Source organism: Flavobacterium artemisiae, from assembly GCF_042678225.1.
Lineage (GTDB): Bacteria > Bacteroidota > Bacteroidia > Flavobacteriales > Flavobacteriaceae > Flavobacterium > Flavobacterium artemisiae.
Map to the genome: position 1 here is coordinate 89,000 of NZ_JBHUDZ010000018.1, position 11,794 is coordinate 100,793.

An 11,794-nucleotide genomic window follows, 5' to 3' on the forward strand; every position below is an offset into this window, starting at 1 on the left:
ATATACTCTTTGATGTAAACTTAGTAAAGTTTTATATGGGAGAAGTTTTAAACTAAAAAATCCATTACTAATTATTCAGTAATGGATTTTTTAGTTTCATATAATTTTATTTTGTTTCTTGAAATTTTTGCAACGATAATAGTGCTTGTTTTTGTACTTTTTTCTGGAAGAAACCTGTCCAGCCAAGTAGATATCCAGTTGTTCCAAAAGCTTGCTTGGACCATTTCCAAACATCAAAACTATCGGTGTGTTTGATAATTAATCCATCTTGAAAAACAAATTCGGCGACAATTTTATTAATTACTTTTCGGTTTGTTTTACTAAAATTATAAGTAGCAGTCCAGCTGGCAGAACCAGTTGTGTCATCTGCTTTTACATTTGAAAATTCTATTTTTAAGTTTCCTTTGCTTTTTAACAGCAGCATTTCCCACATTTTAGAAACTTGATCTTCTTTGAGCAGACCAAATGCAGGATCAATAAAATGAACTTTCGGATGATAACATTCACTCATCGTTTTGGCATCTGCGTTGGCAAAGGCACTGTAAAATTTGGTAATTAAGGCTTCGTTCGCGTTCATATAAGGAGGTTTTTAACTATAAATATAATATTTTAAAGATTAAAAAATCATTATAAAACGCTAATTTCTTTGGCAGTGTCGTATGTTTTTTTAGATTTATCAAAAGCTGTAGAGAAGTAATTCATTTTATTGTAAGCCGTAAAATATCCGGTTTGGCTGCCAAAAGTATTTGGTCCTCCGGCAATTATAAATCGAACAGCATAAATATCTGATTTCTTTAACTTCTGCCATTCTGCCGGTGTAAAATAATAATAAGATGTTGTTTTTCCGTCAGAAGATTCTTTTACATTTTTATCCGTGCAGGCAATAACATCAGCATTTGTAAGGTCTACATACAAACCTCCAGCAATTCTTGCTTTGTCATTTGCTGTTGTAATCGTGATTTTTAAAATTCCGCCTTTGTCTGTTTTTGCAATTTGTACATTTGCTTCACCAGTAAAAGCATATTTTTCGCAGATAAAAGTATAATCCTGTGTCGCAGGAAACGGAACTGATCCTTTTACACTGATAGTCTGCTGTGCATTTGTAAAGGTTGAAATAAACAGTAATAAGAGAAGCGATAATTTTAAATTCATATTTTTTATATTTATTGTTCGGCTAATTTAGCGTCAAATTTTTCGTCCCAATCCATAGATTTTATGGCAGAAACAAGGTTTTCATCGTTTACAAAAATTCTCAATTCTTTATTAGCTACTTTTTTAGTGTACAATGCATGGTAGCGGTAAATAACTTCATTTTTTGTTTTGTAAACACCGTCCAATTTTAGATCAATAAAACTTCCATAATATTGTCTAAATCTCTGGCAGGTTTTAGTTAAACGCTCTTCTGTAGTGTTCTCTCTAACAGACTGCGTTACTTCAGTTTCATTAAATGGTTTAAATTTCGAGGTATTGCAAGTTTCTAAAACTCTTTTTCCTAATTCATAAGCTTTTTGCTGCTGACCCGCATTTACTTCGGCTCCCGAAACTTTTTTAATTTTTAAGTCTTCCGTATTTCTGCTAACCGTTTTAGACTTACATCCAATTAGCAATAACAAACATATAATCAATCCTGCTTTCTTCATAATCATTTAAGTAATTTTTAATAATAAGTTTGGATCGGGACAATTTTCAATATAAAAATTCAAATCTTTTGTATTGCAGACTCCAGGATAATCTCCCCAATAATTTTCGATATTATGAATAATTTGAAAATGCACATGAGGTGCGTAATCTCCATTTACAGAGGCATTTCCGAGCGTTGCAATTTTATCTCCTTTTTTAAAATTGTCTCCAACCTTTAAGTTTTCTATACTTTCTAACGATAAATGTCCGTATAAAGTATAAAATTTCTTCTTTTGAACTTCATGTTCCAATATAATAGTCGGCCCATAATCTCCTAAACCAACATTGTTTTTAAAGCTGTGAACTTTTCCGTCTAAAGCTGCTAAAACACTTGTACCTTCTTCTGCCCAAAGGTCTAAACCTATATGAATATTTCTTTCGGGCTTAGAATCATCTTTAAAAATGGTACTCCTTTTATATAAAAAACGCCCCTCAATATAACCGCCAAAAGCAACTTTAGCATTATTTTTTTTAAGATAATTTGAAATGTATTTTTCAAAATCCTCGGCCGTTTCGGGTCTTATATCAGCAAATTCACGATTGGTAACCGATAAATCTAACCGCACATATTGCGAAAGATTAATAGATGCATCAATAACTTTAGTAGGTGGTAAGGCGTTTAAAATAGAGGATAAAGGTTTCATAGCAGTTTTGTCAATTTTTTTTAATAATTATTAATTCATTGTGCACCTCGATGCGGGGCAGCATCTTGGAAGTAAATAATTCAGGATCTAATTCTGAAATATATTTTCGGTTTCTAACATTATGCGCTTCATCTAAAATCATGGTATTAAACAAAATATATCCATTGCTTTTTAGAAGTATACAAATTCTATCTAGAAAGAATTTTTCGAACAAGAAATTCGGCATATTGGTATCTTCAAAAACATCTACAATTATAAGGTTGTATTGATCTTTTGTTTTTAAAACAAATTCAAAAGCATCATCGATAACAAGATTTAATTGTTTTATTTTATCAAGATCAAAATATTGATTTGCAATCTGAATCATTTCAGAGTCTATTTCAACACCAGTAATCTTACCTTTAAATTCAATCTCGTCAACTAATGTTTTTATAACACTTCCGCCAGCGACACCAAGAACCAAAATGTGATCCATTTTAAGAATTTCATCATAACCAATATTTCTAAGGCCGTATCTTAATATTCGCTGTAAACTTCCGTATGAATAATTGGTGTTTTCTGAATCTAGAACTAACTCGCCATTTGCCCAGGTAACCTCAATTGTTTTGCTTCTCGCAGATTTCTTTTTATATATTTTAATGGGAATTAAATAGCTGAAAAATTTTTGAATCATTTTTTACGGTTTTACTCAAATTTAGCATTAAATCTTTTATTTTGCACTAAATAAAAAATCTTTAATGAAAAAACTGTTGTACAAATTCATCTTTTTTAGACTAATGGGCTGGAAAATAGTGGGAATGGAAAATGCCGAAGTGAAAAAATGTGTATTAATGGTAATGCCTCATACAAGTAATCATGACTTTTATATCGGACTTCTTACTAGAGGAATCTCTGGTTTACAAATGAATTGGGTCGGAAAGAAAGAATTATTCAAATTTCCTTTTGGTTATTATTTTAGGAATGTTGGCGGTGAACCTCTAGATCGCTCTGGCGGATTGAACAAAGTAGATTCTATCGCTGCTATTTTTGACAGAAAAGAAGTCTTTAGATTGGCCGTTGCTCCAGAGGGAACAAGAAAAGAGGTTAAAGAAATTAAAACCGGATTTTATTTTATTGCGCTTAAAGCGAATGTTCCGATTGTTCCGGTTGCTTTTGATTGGGGAAAGAAAGAAGTTAAATTTGGAATGCCATTTTTTCCAACCGGAAATTATGATGCCGATATAAAAATATTTAAAGAATTCTACAAAGGAGTTTTAGGTAAAATTCCGAAAAATGGTTTTCAGTTCTAAAATTTGATATTTTTCCTAACGCGCGAGAATCGCATATTTGAAAATTTTCTGAACCAATCCCTGAATATCGTCTAAATTTTCAATCAGGAATTATAGACTTTAAAAGTACCATTTTTATAAAAAAAGATAATTTTTTCGATTTCTTCTTCATCAGAGAGGAAATCGATTTTTTTTGGAGTTACTTCTTTTTTCGCTGATTCATATTTTTCATTTTTTTCAAAACTAGAAAATAAATCAGGCGAATTTGAAATTTCGTATGAAGCAGGAGGAAGGACGTTTTTAATTTCTGATGAAGAAAATTCATTACTCTTAGGGAAATTTCCAGTTCCATTTAGCAACCAATAAAGATCAACTTCAGGAAAAACTTCTGTTATTTTCATTACAAAATCTAAACTTGGTTTGTTTCTTCCAGACAATAAATGAGACATACTTGATCGCTGTACGCCAATTTTGTCTGCAAATGAAGAAGCATTCAAACTGTAATATTCAAGTATATTTTCTAGTCTTTTTACAAAATCATCGATGTTTACCATTGTAAATTAGTTTAATTAATTACTCGATTTACAAATGTAAAAAAAGCATTTGAGTACACAAATTTTAGAATGTTATTTAATAAACAATAACTATTTAAATGTTTATAATTTACTTTAAATAATAACACATAACTTACTCTTTTTAGGTTTATTACGTATTTATTTGTTTATAACTACTTTAACAATTAGTATCATTCACAATTCTAAACTTATTTTAATAAAATCATGTTTACAAAATTAAATTTGGATCATTTTTAATTGTTTACAATTGTAAAAGTAAAGATGTTTACTTTTGTAAACTAATCACAACACAATGAATTTAGAAGCGCTTTTTACGCAATACAAAGAACAAACTATTTCTGGTCGCTATTTGACCTTAGACCACATTCAACCATTATTAAATAAACTAAACACCAATAATCAAGTAAAAGAAATTGGCAAATCTGTTTTAGGAGAACCTATATATAGTTATCAAATTGGTACCGGAGATACCCGCATTTATCTTTGGTCACAAATGCATGGAAATGAAAGCACCACAACCAAAGCATTATTCGACTTTATCAATTTTCTAAATGGAGAATCAGAATTGGCAGTGAAAATGCTCAATACATTTACCTTTTATAGTATTCCTATTTTAAATCCAGATGGAGCGAGGCTTTATACGCGTGTAAATGCTAATGAGATAGACTTAAACCGTGATTCGCAAGACTTGACACAGCCGGAAAGCAATGTTTTAAGAGCTGTTTTTGAAGATTTTAAACCGCATTATTGCTTTAACCTACATGACCAGCGTACTATTTTTGGCGCGGGAACCACAGGAAAACCTGCAACAGTATCGTTTTTAGCACCTTCTTATAATGAAGAACGTGAAGTAAATGAAAATAGATTAAAAGCGATTAATATTATCGCAGGTATTAATGAAACCCTTCAAGAATATATTCCTGGACAAATAGGTAGATTTGATGATTCTTTCAATATTAATTGTATTGGAGACACTTTTCAATATTTAGGCGCTCCAACTATTTTATTTGAGGCAGGTCATTACCCAGGCGACTACGACAGGGAAATTACAAGAAAATTCATCTTTTTCTCGTTAATTTTGAGCTTTAAGATTATATCCGAAAACGATTTAGTTGATAATCGATTTGGTGAATATTTGAATATTTCACAAAATAATGTGGTTTTTTATGATTTTATGTATAAAAATGTCAAAATAAATTATGATGGTATCGAAATTATTACGAATTTTGTCGCTCAATACAAAGAAGAATTAATCGAAAATAAGATTCATTTTAACGCTTATATTACCGAAGTAGGCGAATTGGAAAATTATTTCGGACATTATGAATATGACGCAAAAGGCGCAGAATATTCTGACGATGCCGGGAATATTCCGAAAATGGGTGAAAAAGCAAATTTTTATTTAAATAAAAATGTTAAATTTGTTAACGGATTAATAAAAAGTTAATTTTTATGTGAATTTGTTGTTTTTTATATATAATTTTATACTTTGTAATAGCAATTAGTAATATTAATTAAAGAATTATGAGTAAATTTCGTTTAGATGAAGTAGATCACCAGATTTTAGATATGTTAATAGACAATACGAGAGTTCCGTTTACTGACATTGCAAAAAAATTATTGATATCTGCTGGAACAGTACATGTTAGAGTAAAAAAGATGGAAGACGCAGGTATAATAATGGGGTCTTCTTTAGCCTTGGATTACGATAAATTAGGGTATTCATTTATTGCTTATGTAGGTGTATTCTTGAATAATACGTCTCAAACAAAATTTGTATTAGAGCGAATTAATCAGATTCCATTCGTTACCGTAGCTTCTGTAACTACAGGTAAATTCAACATTTTTTGCAAAATTAGAGCAAAAGATACAAAACACGCAAAAGAAGTTATCTTCATGATTGATGATATCGAGGGTGTTTACAGAACCGAAACGATGATCTCATTAGAGGAAAGTATAAACGATAAGAAGCGTTTGATGCATACTATTTTCAAAAATATGTAAGAACTTTTCTTGAATGCTATATCAAAAATATAACCTCAAGTTTATTCTTGGGGTTTTTTTATGACTAATTAACCAACCAACTACAACACAATTATGTATACGTTGCCAAAAATTGAACGTTTTAATCAAGACGTTCTCTCGAAATACCACATTTATAATAGTGTTTTTATAACATTACCTTTTGATTCTATAGATAATACGGGAGTTTTACTGCCCTTATTTACAGAAACTTGCGAAACTGGATTTAAAAAACAAGAAACACCAAAAGAAATAGTCGATTTTTTCTCTAATAAATTTCTGAACAACGCATCAGAAGAGGAAAAAATTGAGTTAATGTTTCGATTTATTCAATATATCGAACGTCAAATTGTATTATTTGATGCCATAGAAGACGCCGCCTTTCCCGCTGTAAACAACATGGAAGGACGTGGTTCTCTTAGAGATATTAAAGAGAAATCGGATGCAAAAGAAAAGGACGACGAACTTATTGAGTTTTTAGAAAACTTTAATGTTCGTACGGTTTTAACGGCGCACCCGACTCAATTTTATCCTGGGCCAGTTTTAGGAATTATCAATGATTTGACTGAAGCTATTCGTTCTAATGACTTGCTGAAAATTAAACAATTATTGGCGCAGTTAGGAAAAACTCCTTTTATCCAGAAAGAAAAACCAAATCCTTATGATGAAGCGGTGAGTTTGATCTGGTATTTGGAGAATGTTTTTTATGAGACTTCTGGAGAAATTGTTCATTACCTGCAAAAAAATATTTTGAATGGAAATGCAATCCAAAACCAATTAATCAAATTAGGATTCTGGCCAGGCGGTGACCGTGACGGAAATCCTTTTGTAACTACAGAGATTACTTTGAAAGTTGCAGATCGTTTGAGAACTTCAATTTTGAAGTGTTATTATATTGAAATGAGAAATTTAAAACGTAAGTTAACTTTCTCAGATGTAGATACTTTGGTAGCCGATCTTGAACATAAACTTTATCGTTCTGTTTTCTATTCTAAAGGTGAAATTTTTATCACTTTAGACGAATTATTGACGCAGTTAAATAAAATTAGAGCGATTATTATCGAAAAACATCAGTCATTATATTTAGATGAATTGGAAGCATTTTTGGTAAAAATCAATTTATTTGGTTTCCACTTTGCTACTTTAGATATTCGTCAAAATAGTAAAATTCATAATAGCGTTTTCAAGGATGTAGTTAATTACTATTTAAATTCTGGCTCAACAATTTTCCCTTCTAATTATTTTGATTTGACGGAAGAAGAAAAATTAGTTGTTTTATCTAAAGTACAAGGCGATTTAAATCCGGCAGATTTCGAAAATGAAATTACAAGATCAACGTTAGAATCTGTTCAGGCTATTAAAACGATTCAGGAAAACAATGGAGAAGAGGGAGCAAACCGCTACATCATCAGTAATAACGAAAGTGCGCTGAATGTGATGGAAACTTTTGCAATGATTCGTTTGAATAATTGGGAAAATCCAACGGTAGATATTATCCCGCTTTTTGAATCTGTAGATGATTTGCAAAATGCGCATGATGTTATGGAGCAGTTATATACAAATCCAGAATATTCTAAACATCTAAAAGCTCGAGGTAATAAACAAACTATTATGCTTGGTTTCTCTGACGGAACCAAAGATGGCGGTTATTTAATGGCAAACTGGAGTATTTATCAGGCTAAAATTTCGCTAACTGAAATTTCTAGAAAATACGGTGTAAAAGCAATTTTCTTTGACGGACGCGGCGGACCTCCTGCACGTGGAGGCGGAAAAACACATAAATTCTACGCTTCTTTAGGACCAAAAATCGAAAATAACGAAATTCAAATTACTGTTCAAGGACAAACTATTAGTTCAAATTTTGGAACTTTAGATTCTTGCCGCTATAATATTGAAAACTTATTAAGTGCAGGTGTTACTAATCAAGTTTTTAGCAAAGAAAAAAATGAGTTGACTGCAGATGAAACTCAAATTTTGACAGAATTGGCTGAATTAGGTTATAACAAATATCTGAATCTGAAGAATCATGAAAAGTTTATTCCTTATTTGGAAAAAATGAGTACGCTTAAATATTACTCAAAAACTAATATTGGAAGTAGACCTTCTAAAAGAAGCAAATCAGAATCATTAGATTTTGCAGATCTTAGAGCGATTCCGTTCGTAGGTTCTTGGAGTCAATTGAAACAAAATGTTCCTGGATTTTTTGGTGTAGGATCTGCTTTAAAACATTTTGAAGAATCTGGACAATGGGATAAAGTAAGTGATTTGTATCATAATTCATTATTTTTCAAAACATTACTGGAAAATAGTATGATGTCTTTGGCAAAATCATTTTTACCGTTGACAGCTTATATGCAAAAAGATCCTGAATTTGGAGAATTCTGGCAGATTATTAATGATGAATTTCAAGAAACAAAACGTTTGCTTTTAAAAATTGCGGATCACAAAACATTGATGGAAAATTATCCTGATGGTATTGCGTCAATTCAAATTAGAGAACGCATTGTTTTACCATTGTTAACGATTCAGCAATATGCTTTGTTGAGAATTAATGAACTCAACAAACAAGAAAATATAAACGAAGAATTGATCAAAGTTTACGAAAAAATTGTAACAAGATCACTTTTCGGAAATACTAACGCGAGTAGAAATTCTGCTTAAAAATAATATGTTATGAAAGGTTCTGAATTATTAGAAAATGAATATGCCGGTAACTTTGGTACTTACATTAAAGAAGCTGGAGAAGGAGATTTAATCGAAGAGCTAGAAATTTCACTTCACGAATTCATCCGTTTTGTTCAAAATATTCCAATGGATAAATTTGATTATCGTTATGCTCCGGGCAAATGGACAATCAAAGATATTATCCAGCATATTATGGATTGTGAGCGAATTTTTGCTTATCGTGCTTTACGTTTTTCGAGAAATGATCAAACACCTCTTCCAAGTTTTGAAGAAGATGATTATGCAAACAGCACAGATTCAAATAAACGAAGTATTCAGGATTTACTAACAGAACTTTCTGCGTTAAGACATTCAAATTTGTTATTTTATAAGAGTTTATCTGAAGAACAACTTAAAAGATTAGGAACTGCTTCAAACAACAGAATTTCAGTTCGTGCTTTAGGATTTGTAATTATTGGACATCAAAGACATCATCAAAAAGTTTTTGAAGAAAGATATTTGTAAAGTTTGAAATTGTAAGTATATATAGCAAACCCGACAAGTTTTAAAAACCTGTCGGGTTTTATATTTTAATAACAATTTCGATAAAATGGGAAAAACCGAGAAATTATTTTAATTCTAGTTTTTTCAATCTTGAAGCAATTGCTTCTATTTTCTTTCTTTCTTTATGCAAAATTCTAAGTTTAGAATCTTCTTCGTTATTCCATTTTTTGTATGCTTTAGAATATACTTCACGTATATTTTCTATAGCATTATGCCTTTTCTTTAGATCTTTCGATTACAGCCAATCCAAAGCGAATTTTGTCATAACCCATTTTTTCTTCAAAATACTCAAAATAAGTCCTTAACGCATTTGGATTCTCTAATTCGATTTTTGCTTTTTCAATTTGATTTACTTCTTCATCAGAAACAAATTTTGTAACATCAATATCAAAACCTTCTGTATATAATTTGGCTAAATGCGAAATAATTGTAGTGACGCCTAAATTTCTGCTTTCAGCAATTTCTTCGACACTACTACCGTTTTGATATAATTCTAAAGTTACTTTATAAGTATTGCTTTCTTTTTTATTTTTTACTTTCTCTTTTTTGTTTTTATGAAATGCAATAATTGCATTGATAAATTCAGAACCGTATTTTTCTAATTTTGCTTTTCCAACTCCTTCGACTGCTAGGAATTCTTCGTCACTCATTGGCCTTAGCGTTTCCATTTGTCTTAACGCAGCATCGCTAAAAATTACGTATGCAGGAACTTCTTCTTCTTGTGCAATTTCGTAACGTAATTTTCTAAGTGTTTCAAAAAGAGAATTTTTAACTGCTTTTGTCTTTTCTTGTTTTATTTCATTCTTATCAATTACTTTCTTAACAACGGTCGTTAATTTTACCTTTTCATTTTCAAATAAGACTTTCTTTGCAAAAGGAGTAAGCAAAATTTTATTATGCTGATGAAAAGCAATTTCGCAATATCCTAAATTAATCAGCTGTATTAAATATTGATTCCAGTCGTACCAAGAAACGTCATCGCCGATTCCGTACGTTTTTAACGTTTGATAATTTTTTTCGTAGATATACGCGTTTCTCGAGCCTCTTAAAAAATCTACGATTACGGCGAGAGGTTCAGATTCTTTTAACCGTGATATGGCAGACAAAGCTTTTTGAGCCAGAATCGTTCCATCAAAAAATGTTGGCGGATTTTTGCAAATATCGCAGTTACCGCAATTTTCTGTAACTAATTCCCCGAAATAAGAAAGCAAAATTTTTCTACGGCAGCTTAGAGCATCGGCGTATTGTTTCATACGTTCTAATTTTGCAAGCTGTACATCTGCATTTAATCCATCAGATGCAAATTTTTGCAACTGAATTACATCGGCGTAACTTTCAAACAAAACTGTTTCAGCGGGAAGTCCGTCACGTCCGGCGCGTCCAATTTCCTGATAATACCCCTCAATATTTTTTGGAAGATTATAGTGAATAACCCAGCGAACATTCGATTTATCAATTCCCATTCCAAAAGCAATGGTTGCACAAACTACTTGACAATCATCATTAATAAATTCATCCTGAGTTTTTGCACGTGTTGCATTATCTAAGCCTGCATGATATGCTTTGGCTGTAATTCCGTTTTTCTTTAATTTATCAGCAAGTTCTTCTGTGGTTTTTCGGCTTAAACAGTAGATGATTCCAGATTCGTTTGGTTTGTCTTCAATAAAATCAATAATTTGCTTGACACGATCTAAAGCTGGTCTTACTTCTAAACTTAGATTTTTACGATCAAAAGAAGCGATAAATGTTTTAGGGTTTCTTAATTTTAGTTGTTTTGTAATATCAGTTCGTGTTGCTTTATCCGCAGTTGCAGTTAAAGCTAAAACTGGAGTAGAAGGGAAGCGGTTTTTTAGATACCCTAAATTGGTATAAGCCGGTCTAAAATCATGACCCCATGAAGATATACAGTGCGCTTCGTCTATTGTAATTAAACTGATTTTCAATTCATTAAAAACAGCATCTAAATACGAAAGACTTTCAGGCGCAATATAAACAAGTTTAAAAGTATTCGATTTTAAGTTATCTATATAATACTGCTGTTCTTGTGCAGATTGAGAACTGTTGATATAACAAGCTGTGATTCCGTTGGTTTTCAAACTATCGACTTGATCTTTCATCAAAGCAATAAGAGGAGAAATAACAATCGTAATTCCTGGTAAGATTAAAGCCGGAAGCTGAAAACATATTGATTTTCCGCCGCCAGTCGGCATAATAGCCAATGTATCTTGACCAGATAAAATGGTATTAATAATGTTTTCTTGATTCGGTCTGAATTTTTCGAAACCAAAATTTTCTTTTAACGTGGCATGTAGTATTTCTGAAGTCATAAAGGCAGATATTTTTAAGTTTTAAAAGGACTTAAAAATATAAATTTAAA

At 31.3% G+C, this 11,794-nt stretch carries 12 protein-coding genes; 5 read left to right on the forward strand and 7 right to left on the reverse strand.

Going from position 1 to position 11,794, the window contains the following annotated elements; all coding sequences use genetic code 11:
• Positions 1-106: 106 nt before the first annotated feature.
• Genes ACFSC2_RS20035 through ACFSC2_RS20055 form a run of 5 tightly spaced genes read right to left on the reverse strand, consistent with a single transcriptional unit; the run spans position 107 to position 2,997 of the window.
• Positions 107-577 (reverse strand): nuclear transport factor 2 family protein, encoded by a 471-nt coding sequence (locus ACFSC2_RS20035; RefSeq protein WP_379812781.1) that lies wholly within the window; start codon positions 575-577, stop codon positions 107-109.
• Between the two features lie 50 nt (positions 578-627).
• Positions 628-1,152, reverse strand: coding sequence for a hypothetical protein (locus ACFSC2_RS20040; protein ID WP_379812782.1), 525 nt, complete (start codon positions 1,150-1,152; stop codon positions 628-630).
• A gap of 11 nt (positions 1,153-1,163) precedes the next feature.
• On the reverse strand, positions 1,164-1,640 hold the full coding sequence (locus tag ACFSC2_RS20045) for a hypothetical protein (protein WP_379814295.1): 477 nt from the start codon (positions 1,638-1,640) through the stop codon (positions 1,164-1,166).
• Positions 1,641-1,646: 6 nt separating this feature from the next.
• A complete protein-coding gene (locus ACFSC2_RS20050; RefSeq protein WP_379812783.1) occupies positions 1,647-2,324 on the reverse strand; it encodes a peptidoglycan DD-metalloendopeptidase family protein in 678 nt (225 codons plus the stop codon).
• 10 nt (positions 2,325-2,334) lie between these two features.
• A complete protein-coding gene (locus tag ACFSC2_RS20055) occupies positions 2,335-2,997 on the reverse strand; it encodes a spermidine synthase (RefSeq protein ID WP_379812784.1) in 663 nt (220 codons plus the stop codon).
• A gap of 64 nt (positions 2,998-3,061) precedes the next feature.
• On the opposite strand from ACFSC2_RS20055, the gene ACFSC2_RS20060 reads away from it, so the two are divergent.
• A complete protein-coding gene (locus ACFSC2_RS20060; RefSeq protein WP_379812785.1) occupies positions 3,062-3,613 on the forward strand; it encodes a 1-acyl-sn-glycerol-3-phosphate acyltransferase in 552 nt (183 codons plus the stop codon).
• Between the two features lie 83 nt (positions 3,614-3,696).
• Here ACFSC2_RS20060 and ACFSC2_RS20065 read toward each other — a convergent pair whose 3' ends face one another.
• The gene (locus ACFSC2_RS20065) at positions 3,697-4,146 is read right to left on the reverse strand and encodes a helix-turn-helix domain-containing protein (protein ID WP_379812786.1); all 450 of its coding nucleotides are present in this window, start codon (positions 4,144-4,146) and stop codon (positions 3,697-3,699) included.
• A 313-nt stretch (positions 4,147-4,459) separates the two neighbouring features.
• On the opposite strand from ACFSC2_RS20065, the gene ACFSC2_RS20070 reads away from it, so the two are divergent.
• From ACFSC2_RS20070 to ACFSC2_RS20085, 4 genes are all read left to right on the forward strand, one after another.
• Positions 4,460-5,614 (forward strand): M14 family metallopeptidase, encoded by a 1,155-nt coding sequence (locus ACFSC2_RS20070; protein WP_379812787.1) that lies wholly within the window; start codon positions 4,460-4,462, stop codon positions 5,612-5,614.
• A 77-nt stretch (positions 5,615-5,691) separates the two neighbouring features.
• A complete protein-coding gene (locus tag ACFSC2_RS20075) occupies positions 5,692-6,171 on the forward strand; it encodes an Lrp/AsnC family transcriptional regulator (RefSeq protein WP_007805990.1) in 480 nt (159 codons plus the stop codon).
• A 93-nt stretch (positions 6,172-6,264) separates the two neighbouring features.
• Positions 6,265-8,850, forward strand: a complete 2,586-nt coding sequence (locus ACFSC2_RS20080; protein WP_379812788.1) for a phosphoenolpyruvate carboxylase — start codon at positions 6,265-6,267, stop codon at positions 8,848-8,850.
• Positions 8,851-8,862: 12 nt separating this feature from the next.
• Positions 8,863-9,378: a DinB family protein gene (locus tag ACFSC2_RS20085; RefSeq protein ID WP_379812789.1), complete on the forward strand. Its 516-nt coding sequence runs from the start codon at positions 8,863-8,865 to the stop codon at positions 9,376-9,378.
• 248 nt (positions 9,379-9,626) lie between these two features.
• On the opposite strand, the gene recQ is transcribed toward ACFSC2_RS20085, so the two are convergent.
• Positions 9,627-11,744 carry a DNA helicase RecQ gene (gene recQ, locus ACFSC2_RS20090; RefSeq protein ID WP_379812790.1) on the reverse strand — a complete coding sequence of 706 codons (2,118 nt, stop codon included), beginning with the start codon at positions 11,742-11,744 and terminating at the stop codon, positions 9,627-9,629.
• Positions 11,745-11,794: the final 50 nt, after the last annotated feature.